A 15,907-nucleotide genomic window follows, 5' to 3' on the forward strand; every position below is an offset into this window, starting at 1 on the left:
AGCGGGCGGACCGGTCCGGTGCGCAGCGTGGGCAGCAGCGGGGTCGCCAGCAGCGGGAGGTCCGCGTCACCGGTCTGGGCCGTGAACACCTGCGGCGCGTCCGCCACCCGCCACAGCTCCGGGCGGGCCGTGTCGATCAGCCGGTGGTCCGGGATCAGCCACCGCTCGTCGAACGGCGCGGCCAGCACCCGCACCGGCTCCGCACAGGGGCCCTCCTCCCGGGCGAGCCGCCCGGTACCGGTGGACTGGCCGGGCAACTGGCCCACGGCCGAGGTGAGCGCACGCGCCCGGGTCGGCTCGAACAGGGCTTCCCGGTCCGGCCCCTGTGCCCTCAGCAGCGCCTCCCAGCGGGCCCGCAGCGAGCCCGGATCGGGCGCCGTCGGCCAGTGGCGGCCAGGCCGCAGCGGTGCGACGGACCACGGCATGAGGTCCGCCAGCAGCGGGGCGTCGTCGTGCGTCACGGTGGGCATGGTACGGCCTCACCCGCCCCCGGTTCAGGTGGCGTCGAGAGTGACCGTGAACGAGAACCGGTCCCCCCGGTAGTGGATGACGGCCACGTCCAGCACCCGCCCCTCGCTGTCGTACGTCACCCCGGTGTAGTGCAGGATCGGGCTGAGCAACGGCACATCGAGCAGCCGCGCCGTCTCCGGGTCGGCGAGCCGCGCCTGCACCGTGTCGGTGATCCGGCTGATGTCGGCCTTCACCACGTCCCGCAGCACCTTGGTCATCGGCCAGCGCACCAGGTCGTCCGGGTCGACCCGGTCGGCCAGCTCGGGCCGGATGTGGTTGACGGCGTGGTTGGTCGGCTCCCCGGTCTTCTCGTCGCCGCGCAGCCGGTGGTACGCCGCCACCTCCGCGAGGTCCGGGAAGTACTCGGCGAGCGCGGCCGGCACCGGCACCCGGCCGTGCTCCAGCAGCTCGGTCGTCATCCCGGACTGCTGGGCCACGATGGCGTCCACCGAGCCCAGCAGCCGCACCGGCGCCCCGCGCCGCACCCCGGGCTCGATGAACGTGCCGCGCCGCCGGTGCCGGCTGATCAGTCCCTCGTCCTCCAGCTCCTTCAGCGCCTGCCGCATGGTCAGCACGCTCACGCCGTAGTGCTCCGCCAGCCGCTCCTCGGTGGGCAGCCGCAGCGGGTCCTCGGGGGAGCGGCCCAGTATCGAGGCGCGCAGCGACTGCGACACCTGGTACCACAGCGGCAGCTTGCGGTTCAGGACGATGGAGTCCGGGGCGAAGGAGGTCACGCCGCTATCCGTACCGGGCGGGGAACCTTGCGCGCAACGCCGGCCGTCACCCCCCGAAGTGCCGCTGGAGTCCCTGCCACACATCGTCGTAGCGCCGCTGGAGGTGGTCCGCGTCGGCCGCGTGCGGGGTGAGGGTCACCGGCCAGCGGGTCTCGAACATGAAGGCCAGCCCGTCGTCGACCTTGTGCGGCCGCAGCTCGGCCGCGCTCGCCCGGTCGAACGTCTCCCGGTCCGGGCCGTGCGCCGACATCATGTTGTGCAGCGAGCCGCCGCCGGGCACGAAGCCCTCCGCCTTGGCGTCGTAGGCGCCCTCGATCAGGCCCATGTACTCGCTCATCACGTTCCGGTGGAAGTACGGCGGCCGGAACGTGTCCTCGCCCACCAGCCAGCGCGGCGCGAAGACCACGAAGTCCACGCCGGCCAGGCCCGGGGTGTCCGACGGGGAGGTCAGCACCGTGAAGATCGACGGGTCCGGGTGGTCGTAGGAGATGGTGCCGATCACGTTGAACCGGCGCAGGTCGTAGACGTACGGCACATGGTTGCCGTGCCAGGCGACCACATCCAGGGGGCTGTGGTCGTAGATGGCCGTCCACAGGTTGCCGCAGAACTTGTTCACCACCTCCACCGGGCCCTCGACGTCCTCGTACGCGGCGACCGGCGCCCGGAAGTCCCGGGGATTGGCGAGGCCGTTGGCGCCGATGGGACCGAGGTCGGGCAGCCGGAACGGCGCCCCGTAGTTCTCGCACACATAGCCGCGCGCGAAGTCGTCCAGCAGCTCCACACGGAAGCGCACCCCACGGGGGATCAGCGCCACATGGGCCGGCTCCACATGCAGCCGGCCGAACTCGGTGTGCAGCAGCAGCCCGCCGCGCTCGGGCACGATCAGCAGCTCCCCGTCGGCGTCGGAGAAGACCCGCTCCATCGAGGAGTCGGCGTGGTACAGGTGCACGGCCATGCCCGTGCGCCGGGTCGCGTCGCCGTTGCCGCCCAGCGTCCACAGCCCGGCGAGGAAGTCGGTGCCGGCCGGGGGCTTCGGGAGCGGGTTCCAGCGCAGCCGGTTGGGGTCGGGCACCGTCTCGGTGAAGGGGGCCGTGCGCAGCGCGCCGTTGCCGGTGCGGGTGAACGGCGGGTGGGCGGCCGAGGGGCGGATGCGGTAGAGCCACGAGCGCCGGTTGTGCGCGCGCGGCTCGGTGAACGCCGTGCCGCTCAGCTGCTCCGCGTACAGGCCGAGCGGCGCGCGCTGCGGCGAGTTGCGGCCCTCGGGCAGGGCGCCCGGCACCGCCTCCGAGGCGTGTTCGTTGCCGAACCCCGTCAGGTACGGCAGCCCCTCGGCGGCCTTCCGTGTGTCCCCGCTCATGTTCGCTCCTCGTGCTCCTGATTCCTATGCAACACCGTAGGAATGAGCGGGGGGCCGCGCAAGAGGGATTTCCGGTCCTCCCTCCGAGGTAGGGCGCGAACCAGACCTGAGGCGGATCCGGGGCGCAGGGCCGCTGTTCTACGCTCCGGATCATGTCGTGGAAGAAGTGGACGCGCGGGCGGCTCACCGCGCTCGTGGTGTGCGTCCTGCTGCCGTGGGGAGCGGCGGCCTGCGCAACCGGTGAGGCGCACGGGGGCACGGTCCCGCCCTCGCCCGTGGGATCCGTGCTGGACAGCACCGACGAGACGGGCCGCAACCTGCGCGAGGTCCCCGCGGAGAACGCGCCCGCCGTCGCCGTCGAGGTCACCCCGGACTCGGCGGGCGGCTGGGACGTCCGGCTGAGGCTGCGTCACTTCCGCTGTTCCGCGCCGGGCACCCGGCCGGCCGCGGCCCTCGGCCGCGGACTCGTCCACCTCTACGTCGACGGCCACCGGGTCGCCCGGCTGCGCACCCCCACCCACCACCTGGCCGCCGACCGCGTCCCGCACGGCACGCACCAGATCACGGCCCGCCTGTACGCCGACGACGGCACGGCGTGGGCGGTCCACGGCAAGCCGATCGAGAGCACCGCCGACATCACGGTCTCCGACGTGGAGACGACCACACACCGGCCCCCGGCCGGGACCGCACCGGACGCGTGAGCCCGACGGAGGAGTACCGGTTTTTCGGGTGGGTCCGGCCCGGCCGGGGTGTGGGCGCGGGCGGCCCGGTGGTTGGCGTGTGGACGGCCGGCGCCGTGTCCGGTGAGGCGTTCGGGAGGCGTGGTCTCCGTGGGTGCCCGTGTCGGCGGACGAGTGCCGGGGCCGCCTTCTCCGTACTCTGAGGAAGGTTTACCTAACCCCGGCGGAAAGGCATCATGAAGCCCGTGCCCCACGCGACATCGCTCCGTCGCGCGCCCGTCCAGCGGCGCAGCGCCGAGCGGCTCACCCGGATCCTCGACGCCTGCGCCGGCCTCCTCGACGAGGTCGGCTACGACGCCCTGAGCACCCGCGCCGTCGCCCAGCGCGCCGGCGTCCCCATCGGCTCGGTCTACCGGTTCTTCGGCAACAAGCGGGAGATGGCCGACGCCCTCGCCCAGCGCAACCTGGAGCGGTACGTCGAGCGCGTCACCGAGCGGCTGGACAGGGCCCGCACGGGCGACTGGCGGGCCGCCATGGACGCCGTCCTGGACGAGTACCTCGCCATGAAGCGCACCGCGCCCGGCTTCTCGCTCGTCGACTTCGGCAACCAGATCCCGGTCGGCTCCCGCCACGAGGAGCCCAACACCCGCGTCTCCGACCGGCTCACCGACCTGCTCGCCGGCTACCTCGGCCGCACCCCGGACGCGGATCTGCGGCGGGTCTTCCTGGTCGCCGTGGAGAGCGCCGACACCCTCGTGCAACTCGCCTTCCGGATCGACCCGCAGGGGGACGAGGGGATCATCGCCGAGACCAGGGAGCTGCTGCGGGCGTACCTGGCCCGCGTGCTCGGCTGAACGGCCCCGCCTCTGACCTGGACTTTTGCGCTTATTGCTCGCACGTCAACATCTTGTTAACGCCAGTTGAACGGACCTAACGTCATCGCACCGCCGACCCCAGGTGGGATGTTCAAGGGCGAACGTTAGGTATCCATTTCATGCTCACCATCCTCGGCTTCGCCATGATCGCGACCTTCCTGGTCCTGATCATGCTGAAGAAGATGTCGCCGATCGCGGCGCTCGTGCTCGTCCCCGCGCTGTTCTGCGTGTTCGTGGGCAAGGGCGGCAAACTCGGTGACTACGTCATCGACGGCGTCACCAGCCTCGCCCCCACCGCGGCGATGCTCATGTTCGCGATCGTCTACTTCGGTGTGATGATCGACGTCGGCCTCTTCGACCCGGTCGTGCGGGGCATCCTGAGGTTCTGCAAGGCCGACCCGCTGCGGATCGTGGTCGGCACGGCGGTCCTCGCCGCGATCGTCTCCCTGGACGGCGACGGCTCCACCACCTTCATGATCACCGTCTCGGCGATGTACCCGCTCTACAAGCGGCTGAAGATGTCCCTGGTTGTCATGACCGGCGTCGCCGCCATGGCCAACGGCGTGATGAACACGCTCCCCTGGGGCGGCCCCACCGCCCGCGCCGCCACCGCGCTGAAGGTGGACGCCAGCGACATCTTCGTACCGATGATCCCGGCCCTCGCCATGGGCCTGCTGTTCGTCCTCGTCCTCGCCTGCGTCCTCGGCCGCCGCGAGCGCCGGCGGCTCGGTGTGCTGACGCTGGACGAGGTGATGGTGGAGGAGACCGAGACGGTGCTGGTCGGTGCCGCCCCCGGCGTCAAGTCCGGCGGCTCCGGCGCCGGCGCGGACCTGCCCGGGGAGCCGGCCGAGGACGGCTTCCAGGGCCTGGACCCGCACCGCCCCACCCTGCGCCCGAAGCTGTACTGGTTCAACGCGCTGCTCACGGTCGTCCTGCTCACCGCCATGATCATGGAGTGGCTGCCGATCCCGGTGCTGTTCCTGCTCGGCGCCGCCCTCGCGCTGACCGTCAACTTCCCGCACATGCCGGACCAGAAGGCCCGGATCGCCGCCCACGCCGAGAACGTCCTCAACGTCGCCGGCATGGTGTTCGCCGCCGCCGTGTTCACCGGCGTCCTCCAGGGCACCGCCATGGTCGACCACATGGCCGAGTGGCTGGTCGGCAACATCCCCGACGGCATGGGCCCGCACATGACCCTGGTCACCGGCGTGCTGAGCATCCCGCTCACCTACTTCATGTCCAACGACGGCTTCTACTTCGGCGTCCTGCCGGTGCTCGCCGAGGCGGGCCACGCGCACGGCGTCTCCTCGCTGGAGATCGCCCGCGCCTCGATCGTCGGCCAGCCGCTGCACATGTCCAGCCCGCTCGTCCCGGCCGTCTACGTCCTGGTCGGCATGGCCAAGGTGGAGTTCGGCGACCACACCCGGTTCGTGGTGAAGTGGGCCGCGCTCACCTCCCTGGTGGTGCTCGGCTCGGCGCTCCTGTTCGGCATCGTCTGATCACCTCGGGAAGGGCCGCGTCCATGGCACCCGGTGGAAACCGCGGCTGGCTGCTCCGCCTCGTCATCGCCTTCGGCTGCGCGCAGGGGGCGGTGTCGATGGCCCGCCCCGCCGTCTCCTACCGGGCCCTCGCGCTGGGCGCCGACGAACGGGCGGTCGGCGTCATCGCCGGTGTCTACGCGCTGCTGCCGCTGTTCGCCGCCGTACCGCTCGGCCGCCGCACGGACCACGGCCGCTGCGCGCCCCTGCTGCCCGCGGGCGTGGTCCTCATCGCGGGCGGCTGCGTGCTGAGCGGACTGGCCGGCTCGCTGTGGGCGATGGCCCTGTGGAGCGGGGTGATGGGCCTCGGCCACCTGTGCTTCGTGATCGGCGCCCAGTCGCTGGTGGCCCGTCGGTCCGCGCCGCACGAACAGGACCGCGACTTCGGCCACTTCACCATCGGCGGCGGGCCGGGTCCGGCCTCAGGCCGGACCCGTAGCCTCCGGTCGGCTGGTGGTCTCCGCTGCGCTCCAGCCACCCACCCCCATCGCTCTGACCCCACGTCACCCGCCGTAGGCCCATGGGTGCGCCACGCTCCCGCGCGGCCCACCCATGGGCCTACGGCCCGAACAGAGACAAAAAGAAGAAGAACTGACGGACCGTCGGGAAAGTGAGAGATCTAATGGGGATCGAAAGGTGCGAAGTAAGGTGGTTGGATCTGTGCTTCAAAAGCAGTAGCTAGATTAAGACTGGAATAGCAGTACACCACTGACGAACAGGCAAAAATGCACGTCCAGGACCGTCGCCATACTGCGGAAGAAGCGGGCCGAGGAACGCGCTGCACGCCTACTCGCCCGCGCGCAGCGCCAGGAGGAGGAATCAGCCCAGTGAGTACCTTGAAGTGGTCGGCGACCAACGCCGACAGTCTCCTCGCCGACCTGGACCTGCCACCCGCCGCCTACCGGGCACTGCTGAAACTTCGGGCACGCAGCGAGGCCGGTGACCGCATCGCGATGGACCAGGCCACCCTCGGTCAGCTGCTCGGGCTCAGCCGCCCCAGCGTGAACGCCGCACTGCGGGAGCTGAAGCTGGCCAAGCTCGTCAAGAAGGTCCGCAACGGCGTCTATCAAATCAACCCGATGCTGGCCGGCTACAACTCCCCCGAGGACGCCCTGGACGCCGTCAAGGCGATGCCCAAGGCAGACCGGTTGGACAGCAAGACCTACGTGGCGGACTGAGCCGGCCAACACTTTGGTATGACTTCGACGTGCGACTGCACGCGACAGCCCCGGCGGGGTGGACGGCCTTCCGTAGCATGCGAGACGCCGTGTCCCCGGCAGCTGCCTTGCCGGGGACACGGCGCTCGTGGAAGGAGCGGGGCCTACAGCTCGATCTCGACGTGTTCCACGTCGGTGAACTCCACACCCAGGCCGTGTGCGCGGGTGTTGTTGGCGCGGAAGTACATCTGGGCGAGGCCGTCGGCGGCGATCTGCTGGAGTTGCTGTTCGGTGGCGCCCTGGTCCCGGGCGGTGAAGAGGCGGTCGGCGAACTCGGGTGGCAGGGCCTGGGTGATGTCGCGGATCCGGGCGTCGTCGGTGGTGCCCGGCGCGGCGGTGAAACCGAACCGGGCTCGGGTGGAGACGACCAGGCCGTCGGTGGAGGCGGCCTTCTTCTTCGCCCTGGCCCTCACCTGTGGCTGCCAGCGCTTCTTGACCTCACGCTCCATGCGGTCGCGCAGGGTCTGGCGGGGCCGCTTGAGCTGTCCTTTGACGTAGCGCTCGACGGTGCGCTGGGAGATCCCGAGCGCCTGGGCGGTGGCCTTGGTTCCCTTGAGCTGTTTGACCAGGTACTTCATCTGTGCCTGGGCGCTTCTGGGGATGGGGCGGGTGAACGCCGACTCCAGCGCGCGGTCGAGGCCGTCCCCGATCGAGTCCGCCATCGCAGGCTACTCTCCTTCCCCGGTGGCCGGGTCGGTCCTGATGAGGTTGGCGATGTTGAAGACGCCTCCTTGCTCCTCGAACTGCTGCTCCGCCCACAGGACGGTCTGGGTGCCCTGGTGCTTGACCATGCCGGGCGAGACGCCGAGCCGGAACGTGCCCGGGGCGGGCTTGCCCTCGGGCGTGTGCGGCAGGAAGTCGAGCGGGGAGGGGCCGGGTGAGGGGTAGACGAGGGCGTCGGTGCCGATCGCTACCGGGTAGACGCCGGCCGCGGCGGCGGTCTTCAGCATCTTGCGGTGCATGCTGACCCGGACCGAGGACAGGACGGCGGCCCGGATGTCGGGGCGCCACGTGGTGCGCTCCAGGGCGGGCCACGGCTCGTAGTAGGGCACCTGGCCGCGGTTGCGCTGGCGGAGCTTGCCGATTCCGCCCTTCGCCGTGGCCTTGATCGCCTTGAGCAGCAGGGACAGGGCCGGGTCGGCGCCCTTGGAGCGGGCCATCGCGTCCAGGAACTCGCTCCCGCCCATCGCGGTGGTGACGCCCAGGTCGGCCATCGTCGCCACGTAGGCGTCGCGCAGCCGCTTGTACCAGGGGTCCAGGTAGCGGCCCGTGCGGGTGCGCACGTACGCCTCGATCGGCGCGACGTCGAAACCGAGCTCGACGGCGTAGGCGACGGTGGGGGTGGCGTACCAGGCCGGGCCGGTCGGGTGTTCGCCGGTCGGTGTGAACGGCGACGGGAGCCGGTCGGCGTCGATGGCCCGGCCGTTGATGCCGACGCGGGCGAGGTCGACGTGGGAGAGGTCGACCAGCCAGGAGCCGGGCAGCGCCGGATCGAATGCCGGGTTCTTCAGGTGGGTGGGGCCGTCCAGGCCGACGGTGAGACCGTTCGCGGCCGCCGCGAACGCCATGTTGACGTCGATGGCGACCAGGTACGGCCGCATGCACTCGTCGTCGGTCAGCGGCCGGCACCAGTTGTAGGGCTCCTCCATCAGCATCTCGGCCGGGGTGCGCTGGTGGTGCCGGGCGTACTTGCCCTTGAGGACGGGGTGCTCGTCCGGGACCTCGCACTCCACCACGTCGTACAGCCGGGTGAGGGCGTCGTCGTTGAACGCCTGCCTGAACTCGCCGGTGGCCTCGTCCTTCTGCGCCCGGGTCGGCGGGCGCAGCGCCGTCATCAGTTCCAGGCCGGTGACCGCCGTGGTGCCGCGCGGTGTCATCACCCGCTCCGCGTAGGTGCCGAGGAAGCGGGCGAGGTCGGCGGCGTGCAGGGTGGGCAGTTTCGGGTCGTTCTTGTCGTCCCACTCGTCGACGGGCAGGGCACCCCAGGCCGGGATGCACAGCTGCACGCACCGGCGCCTGGAGCCCTGCGGGTCGCGGTAGACGCGCGCCCACGCGCCGAAGCCGCGCTGGGTGAGCTGCTGTCCGGCCTTGGCGATCTGCTTGACCACCTTGTGGCCGGTCGCGAGCCGTCCGGCGCGCCGCTCCTCCGGCGACAGTTCGGCGGGCAGGCCGTACCGCTCCAGCGCGGCCGGGGTGAGGACGAGGACGGGGTCGGCGTCCTTGCCGTAGCGGTGCAGGCGGGCCTGGCCGAGGCGGGCTTCCTCCAGCGTCCAGTCGACCAGTGCCGGCAGCGTCCTGGCGGGCACGTCCAGGACCAGGCCGCCGACGCAGTACGCCACCACCTGGCCGTCGTCATCGACGTCGACCACGGCGAGCGGACCGTTTTCGAAGCGCGGGTCGGCGGCGGCCGGGGCGGCTTGCGTCGCTGCCGCCTTCTTCGTACCCGGACGCCGTGATGGCGCCGACGGCTTGGTGCCGCTGGGTGCCGTACGCTCGGCGGGCACGAGGGCCGCCGGTGCTTCGGGCGCAGGGGCGGGAACGGGCGCGGGCCCGGTGAACGCCTCCGGCGCAGGGCCGGGAGCGGGGGTGTGGTCCGGGGCGGGGAAACGCTCGGCGAGCCTCTCGAGCAGCCGGGCGTAGGCGGCGCGCTGCGGCGGGCGCGGCTCGGTCCTGCCCGCCTCCCAGTTGGCGACCGTCTCGCGGCGGGTCTTCAACGCGGTCGCGATCTGGGCCTGGCTCAGTCCGGAGGCCTCGCGCAGCCGCCGACGCTCGGCGGGCGGCGGCAGGTCGTCCTCGGGGACCTGTTCCAACAGCGCATCCACCGCGCTGAACAGCTCGTTCTCCGTGGGCACAGGGGTCACCTCCAGCTGTACCCTACTCGAATCGCCCACCGGATTTCTCTTGTGACCGCTCGTTTGAACACACATAGATCGCTCATTGCGCGACGTAGTAATTCGATCGCGGTGAGTAAAGCCGCGCGGCGGGAGAACGATGACGGGTGGGACGGCGTCTCGGCGGTGCCGTCCGAGCCGGTGCCTGTGAGCGTGCGGAGCCGGGACCGGCCACCTGGAGCAGTGTGCGTCTATTACGCCGTAATAGCTCGGGGCGTGGTACCAGTGGCCCGATATGCGGGAGTGGCGAGTTAACTAACATGTTGATGTAACAAGGAGTCATGAACGTTAGTAAGGTGTCGTCATGACTTCGTCAGCCACCTCCAGCGACCGTGAAAAGGTCGTCTCCAAGCTGCCGGAAGGGCTCCGGCACACCCTGAAGATCCGAGCCGCCCAGTACGGTGTCGAGATGCAGGCCGCCGTCGAGCAGGGCATCCGGGACTGGTGCGGCCTCGCCTCCGCCACCGCGACCCTCGACACCTCGGGCGCCGAGTCCTTCTCCACCTTCCTTCCGCTCGGCCAGTGGGAGGAGTTCCGCGCGATCGCCGCGGACCGCCGTGTATCGCTCATTCAGGGGCTGGCCCAGTCCGTGCAGCTGTGGCTCGACGCCAACCCGGCACCCGACGTCAAACGCCCTGAGATCACCCGCCGCATCATCGTCTGCAACCAGAAGGGCGGCGTCGGCAAGACGGCGATCACGGCCGGTCTCGGTGAAGCCCTCGCCGAGGACACCAACAAGCTGCACGCCGTCCGCGTCGCGAAGGCGCTGGCCAAGGCCCTGCGCGCGAGCGAAGCCGCGTCCGGCGAAGAACCGGCCAACGACGACCCGCTGGAAGTCGAGAACCTGCCCGGCCTCGGACTCCGCGTCCTCCTGGTCGACTTCGACCCGCAGTGCCACCTCACCAACCAACTCGGCGCGGCGCCCCTGCCCATGAACGGTGACAGCCTCACCAACCACATGGCAGGCGACCCCAAGGGAGACCTCCGGGACCTCATCGTCTCCATCGAGGACGAGACCTTCGGAGGGCGGCTTCACCTGCTGCCCGCGTGCAACGACGCCTTCCTGCTCGATGTCCGCCTGTCCGCCGTGCGGGCCAGGGAGGCAGCCCTGGAGCGCGCGCTTGCCCCGCTCGAGGCCGATTACGACGTGATCCTGGTGGACTGCCCGCCGAGCCTGGGCCTGAGCATGGACGCCGCTGCCTACTACGGCCGCCGCCGCGACGGCGAGAAGCCCGGTCAGTCGGGCGCCCTCATCGTCGTCCAGGCAGAGGACAGCTCCGCCGACGCCTACGAACTGCTCACGACGCAGATCGACGACCTGCGCAGCGACCTCCAGGTCGACATCGACTACCTCGGCATCGTCGTCAACCTCTACGACTCCCGCCGCGGTTTCATCGCCACCTCCTCGCTGCAGGGGTGGGTCGACATAAAGGATCCACGGGTCGTCGGCCTGATCGGTGACCTCAAGGAGCAGAAGGAAGCAGTGCGTATGAAGCGGCCGCTGCTGGCCTACGCGCCCAAGTCACAGCAGGCCATCGGCATGCGCGCACTGGCCCGGGAGATCGCATGAGCAAGGCCGACCAGCTGGGAGCCGGCCGCTTCGGCGGGGGAGTGCGTCCCGTCAGCGCACGCCGCCAAGCTGTCGCAGCCGCCACCGGTGTGCCCACCGACGCCGTGCCCCCGCCCACCGAACTCGCCCCCCACCGCATCAGCCTGAACCCCGACAACCCCCGTTCCAGCCTCGGTGATCTCACCGATCTCGCGGGCAGTCTCAAGACCCACGGCCAGAAACAGGCGATCACGGTCATGAACCGCGACGCTTACATCAAGGCCAACCCGGAGCGGGAAGCCGATCTCGAACCCGACACCACCCACGTGGTCATCGACGGCAGCAGCCGCCTCGCCGCCGCCCGCGAAGCGGGGCTCCCCACCGTCAAGGTGATGGTCAGTGACGACCAGGGCACCAACTCCGAAGAACTCCTCGAATCCGCCCTCGTCGCCAACATCCACCGTCAGGACCTCGGCGAACTGGACGAGGCCCGAGCCCTCCAGCGCCTCCTGGCCATCCACGGCAGCCAGACCGCGCTGGCCAAGCGTCTTCACCGGTCCCAGGGCTGGGTGTCACAGCGCCTCGCGCTCCTCAAACTCACCCCGGAACTACAGGCCAAGATCGGCGACGAGCCCATCGACCTGCTGCGAGCGGTCGCCGGCAAGCCCCCCGCACGGCAGCAGGAGGCCCTCGACGAACTCAAGGCCGCACGGGCCCGCGAGGAAGAGGAGAAGCGCAGCCAGGCGAAGGCGCGCCGAAGCGACGTCCACACGGTCACACACCGGGACGGCGCAGGCGAGGACAAGGAACCGAGCGGTCCTGCCGTGCCGATTCCCACCGGCCCGGCCGGCAATCCCGTACCGAGCCGACCGGACGATTATTACGGCGTAATAGGAGACGGCGACCCCGGCACGCCCTCCCCGGCAGCACCCTCCCCGGCAGCACCCTCCCCGGCAGCACCCTCCCCGGCAGCGCCTTCAGCGGCAGCGCCTTCAGCGGTGACAGCCAGCGGGACATCCCAGCACCAGCCCGTGCCCGAGCAACGAGCAGATCCCTCCCCCTCGGCCGACTCACGGGAGTGCGCTGAGCATCGCTCGCAGCCACGCCGAGTGCCGTACGACGAACCCGGCACCCTCGCCATGCTCCTGGACCGGAACATCGACAACGACGACACGTTCTTCGACCTCCTCCGGATCCTGGGCACGAAGGGACTGCACCGCGATCCCGTCCGCCTCGGTGACCTGGCACGCTCCTTCGCCGAGCAAGCTGCCGCCCAGTCCGACTGAGGGAATCGACCCCATGGGAGAAGGGCCGCCTCTTGAGGCGGCCCTTCTCCATGCCCCGCAGGTAGTGGCGCACCGGTGCCGGTCAGCAGCCGCCGCCGGGTCACGGACACGGCCGGGGAATCGGACTGGCCCAAGGGGTTCGGGGCGTTCCTGAATCGCATGACGCGATCCTGGCCGCAGCCCGGGTCCCGAACCATGGGGCCAGCCGGATAGTGTCCGGCGCCCATCCGGCCCAGGAGACGACGCCGACAGCGGAGCACGAGGCAGGTCCGCCCGAGCCATCCGAGCCCACCGGGCAGCTATTACGGCGTAATAGGAGACGGCGAACCCGGCACGTCCTCCCCGGCTGGCCCTTCAGCACGACGACGGGTTCACCTCGTTGCCCGGGTCACGGCGGAGGCGGCACCGCCCGTGTGCCGGCCTCTGCGCAGCGGGATGTGTGCCGTGTCTATTACGCCGTAATAGACGACGCTGTGGCCGGGGGGGGCCGCCGTTGGCCGGCTTCTCGGGGAGGGCGGCACCACACATTGCTGTGGAGCCAGGGAAGGCAGCCTGGCGACCGCACCTCATTGACGTGACGTCAATGAGGTGCGGTCGCCAGGCCGTCATGTGGCACGGCGGAGCGGGATGACGACGTTCTCGCCCATGCGCTTGGGGTCGAGCCGGTAGTACCTGATGTGACCGATCCTTTCGGTCTCCTCCAGCCAGCCGGCCTCGATGACCTGCTTGCGCGTGCGGGAGAACACGGGGGCGGCCATGCCGACCAGCTTGGCCAGGTTGGCGGCCGTCTCGAGCACGGCACCGGACCGGTCGGTGGGGTGCAGGGCGTACAGCATGACGACGAGCCGCTGGTTGGCGGTCATGCCGACGGTCTTCTCGAGCAGTTCGAGGTTCTTCAGCTTGTCATCACTGCTGATCACTGGGCCTCCCACCGCGCAGGGACGTTCTCATCGAATCCGGGGATATCCGGCGGGTTGCACGTCTTCACGGCCTCACGCTGCTCAAGCCCCGTTCCGTGAAACGCGATGTAAGGGCTGATCCGGTAGAAATTGTAGTTACCGACGCGTCCTCGCACGATCAGGATGCGGTGTTTCGCCAGCTTCCTGTTGATCTTGCCGACCGCGTCAGTGGACATGCCCACGCGCTTGGCGATGTCCGCGCCGGTCGCCCGTAGCGGCTCCATGCCTTCCGGGGACACTCCGATCCACCACAGAACGAGGAACTTCTGACTGGGTGTGAACGCCCTGGATTCGGTGATGGCCTCGACACGCGCCTTGTCGACCTGGGTATGCCTGCCGGAGAAGGCGTACGGCGCATACGGAATCGGCTCGCCCGTCTCGGCGTCGACCAGCCTGCGTACTGCTCCCAACGAGCCCTCCGAGCAAGGGGTAACTACCGGTTCACAAGGACGGCGGCGAGGCCGACCAGATGAACTTAACGTACATGAGCAGGAAGTCAATCAACTCCGCCCATCGGCCGTGTCACCTGCCTTCCGGCTCAGCCCCTCTCTCCCTCCCGGAAGCCTCCATCTCGCCCTCACTCATGTACGTCACGTCAATCTGCCACGGTTGTAGGAACCGGGCACCCAGTTCCTACAACCGTGGTGGCAGTCCACAGGATCTGGGCACCCGGTTCCCTCGGTCGCCCTCTACGATCCGAGGAACTGCCTGCCAGTTCCGGCGATCGTGGTCGGTGCGTGTGTTTTCGCAGGTCAGAGACCATCTGAAGGGTGCGCTCTCTTCCCTTACAAGCAACCCGCCGTCCGGGCACCCCAACCACCCCCTCCACCGTCCTCGACCCGCGCACAGTCCGCACCACGACGGAGGGGCCGCATCCCCCAAAGGCACGCGGCAGCGAGGTCCCGGGCCCGCACCACCCCAGGCAGTCGTCTCACCCGAAGCCGCGCCCCCCACCCACCCGTTCGGCCCGCACCACCGAAAGTCCGCCACCCCCATGCGGTGCGCCGACGGATCAGGCGCGCGTGTGTCACAGCAACCCCGTCCCGGTCCCAGCCACGCCTGTCCTCTCGAGGCCCCGGCGGACCTTTTCGACGCCCACGGAGGGAAACCACCCCGGCGGGGCACCGCAAGCCCGCCAGGGCTGAGGAGCCGCCGCCCCCGCGCGGCCCCCGTCCGGAGAGCGCCAAGCGCCCTCGAGCGCTCGGCAGCGTGGCGCTCAGGGGCAGAGGCTGATGTGCCGGACGGCCAGGACGTGTCCCGCCGCGTCGATGAGGCGGCTGCGGGCGAGGCGCCCTTTGGACACCGCGTCGGTGATGGCCGTCGCGATCGCGGACGTCCGGGAGCCGACATCGCCCTTCAGGTCGAACATGACCATGTCGGCACCGGAGCGCAAGGCCTGTACGGCGGCCGAGGGAACGCTGAAGCCGGCCGCGGAGATCGCCTTGGCGCTGAGCGAGTCGGTGAGCACCAGCCCTTTGAAGCCCATCCTGCCGCGCAGTTCTCCGATGACGGTGGGCGACAGACCGGCCGGGTTGGTGCCCAGGCCCGGCACGATGTTGTTGGCGACCATGACGGCCGGGGCTCCGGCCTTGACGGCCGCTGTGAACGGGGGGACGGCCACCTTCCGCAGGGTGGACCAGGGCAGGGTGCGGGCGGGGCCGAAGTCGGAGTTGTAGGTGGAGTTGCCGATGCCGGGGAAGTGCTTGACGACGGGTATCACGCCACCGTCGCGCATCCCGTTCATGTACGCCACACCGGCCGTGGAGACCACCGAGGGGTTGCCGCCGAAGGACCGCCATCCGTCGGGGTTGCTCTTGCCGGGGGCCACGTTCCTGCCGTCGACGTCGAGCACCGGTGCGAGGTTCACGTCGACCTGGGCGGCGGCCATCCGGGTGGCGACCTTCGCGACGTTCTGCCGGATCCGGGCCGGGGTCCAGTGCGCGCCCATGTACGCGGCCCAGGGCAGGTCTCCGACGAGGTTTGCCATCCGCTGGATGCCGCCGCCCTCCTCGTCGGTCATCACCAGCAGACCGAGTCGGCCGGGCACATGGGACTTCAGGGCGGTCAGCCGGGTGCCGAGGTCGGAGGGCGCCTTGCTGCCGAAGAGCAGTACTCCGCCCGCGCCGGCGCTCACCTCGGAGGTGGCGTCCGAGACCGAGTTCTCCGACACGGGGACGACGATGGTCAGCATGGCCAGCCGGCGGTTCGACCACTCGGCCAGCTTGGAACCGTTGGTGCACGCCCTGGCCGTTGCGGTGCGGTCCGCGGCGGGTGATGCCTGGGCGGCCTCGGCGGGTCGGGAGGCCGGGGA

14 protein-coding genes and 1 pseudogene are annotated in these 15,907 nt (G+C 70.3%); 7 read left to right on the plus strand and 8 right to left on the minus strand.

All coding sequences use genetic code 11. The features are described from left to right. The 3 genes from H5J33_RS06955 to hmgA form a co-directional block, all read right to left on the minus strand. Positions 1-470 (minus strand): type ISP restriction/modification enzyme (locus H5J33_RS06955; protein WP_309485341.1); only part of this gene is annotated, 470 nt, incomplete at its 3' end. 24 nt (positions 471-494) lie between these two features. Then, positions 495-1,244: a GntR family transcriptional regulator gene (locus H5J33_RS06960; protein WP_181794000.1), complete on the minus strand. Its 750-nt coding sequence runs from the start codon at positions 1,242-1,244 to the stop codon at positions 495-497. 46 nt (positions 1,245-1,290) lie between these two features. Beyond that, positions 1,291-2,601: a homogentisate 1,2-dioxygenase gene (gene hmgA / locus H5J33_RS06965; RefSeq protein ID WP_181794001.1), complete on the minus strand. Its 1,311-nt coding sequence runs from the start codon at positions 2,599-2,601 to the stop codon at positions 1,291-1,293. 152 nt (positions 2,602-2,753) lie between these two features. On the opposite strand from hmgA, the gene H5J33_RS06970 reads away from it, so the two are divergent. The 5 genes and pseudogenes from H5J33_RS06970 to H5J33_RS06990 all read left to right on the plus strand — a co-directional run bounded on the left by H5J33_RS06970 (position 2,754) and on the right by H5J33_RS06990 (position 6,872). Next, positions 2,754-3,302, plus strand: a complete 549-nt coding sequence (locus H5J33_RS06970) for a hypothetical protein (protein ID WP_181794002.1) — start codon at positions 2,754-2,756, stop codon at positions 3,300-3,302. 215 nt (positions 3,303-3,517) lie between these two features. Next, entirely contained in the window at positions 3,518-4,135 is a 618-nt protein-coding gene (locus tag H5J33_RS06975) for a TetR/AcrR family transcriptional regulator (RefSeq protein ID WP_181794003.1), read from the plus strand. Between the two features lie 140 nt (positions 4,136-4,275). After that, positions 4,276-5,655, plus strand: coding sequence for a CitMHS family transporter (locus tag H5J33_RS06980; RefSeq protein ID WP_181794004.1), 1,380 nt, complete (start codon positions 4,276-4,278; stop codon positions 5,653-5,655). Positions 5,656-5,678: 23 nt separating this feature from the next. Further along, positions 5,679-6,152, plus strand: a pseudogene (locus H5J33_RS06985) (MFS transporter); the annotation flags it as partial. A gap of 369 nt (positions 6,153-6,521) precedes the next feature. Next, positions 6,522-6,872, plus strand: coding sequence for a helix-turn-helix domain-containing protein (locus H5J33_RS06990; RefSeq protein WP_309485342.1), 351 nt, complete (start codon positions 6,522-6,524; stop codon positions 6,870-6,872). Between the two features lie 143 nt (positions 6,873-7,015). Here the strand turns inward: H5J33_RS06990 and tpg are convergent, their stop codons facing one another. Both tpg and tap read right to left on the minus strand, forming a co-directional pair. Next, positions 7,016-7,573 (minus strand): telomere-protecting terminal protein Tpg, encoded by a 558-nt coding sequence (tpg, locus tag H5J33_RS06995; RefSeq protein WP_181794005.1) that lies wholly within the window; start codon positions 7,571-7,573, stop codon positions 7,016-7,018. Positions 7,574-7,579: 6 nt separating this feature from the next. Then, on the minus strand, positions 7,580-9,763 hold the full coding sequence (gene tap / locus H5J33_RS07000; protein WP_309485343.1) for a telomere-associated protein Tap: 2,184 nt from the start codon (positions 9,761-9,763) through the stop codon (positions 7,580-7,582). Positions 9,764-10,106: 343 nt separating this feature from the next. Here tap and H5J33_RS07005 point away from each other — a divergent pair, with 343 nt between their 5' ends. Both H5J33_RS07005 and H5J33_RS07010 read left to right on the plus strand, forming a co-directional pair. Then, entirely contained in the window at positions 10,107-11,372 is a 1,266-nt protein-coding gene (locus H5J33_RS07005; protein WP_181794007.1) for a ParA family protein, read from the plus strand. Beyond that, the gene (locus tag H5J33_RS07010) at positions 11,369-12,637 is read left to right on the plus strand and encodes a ParB/RepB/Spo0J family partition protein (RefSeq protein WP_181794008.1); all 1,269 of its coding nucleotides are present in this window, start codon (positions 11,369-11,371) and stop codon (positions 12,635-12,637) included. The genes H5J33_RS07005 and H5J33_RS07010 overlap by 4 nt, the downstream gene beginning before the upstream one ends. 605 nt (positions 12,638-13,242) lie before the next feature. On the opposite strand, the gene H5J33_RS07015 is transcribed toward H5J33_RS07010, so the two are convergent. The 3 genes from H5J33_RS07015 to H5J33_RS07025 all read right to left on the minus strand — a co-directional run. Continuing rightward, positions 13,243-13,554, minus strand: a complete 312-nt coding sequence (locus H5J33_RS07015) for a replication initiation protein, RepL2 (protein WP_181794011.1) — start codon at positions 13,552-13,554, stop codon at positions 13,243-13,245. Then, the gene (locus H5J33_RS07020) at positions 13,554-14,006 is read right to left on the minus strand and encodes a MarR family transcriptional regulator (RefSeq protein WP_181794009.1); all 453 of its coding nucleotides are present in this window, start codon (positions 14,004-14,006) and stop codon (positions 13,554-13,556) included. Before H5J33_RS07020 ends, H5J33_RS07015 begins: the two co-directional genes overlap by 1 nt. A gap of 806 nt (positions 14,007-14,812) precedes the next feature. Then, positions 14,813-15,907 (minus strand): glycoside hydrolase family 3 protein (locus H5J33_RS07025; RefSeq protein ID WP_181794010.1); only part of this gene is annotated, 1,095 nt, incomplete at its 5' end.

This window comes from Streptomyces sp. WELS2 (assembly GCF_013870595.1).
Lineage (GTDB): Bacteria > Actinomycetota > Actinomycetes > Streptomycetales > Streptomycetaceae > Streptomyces.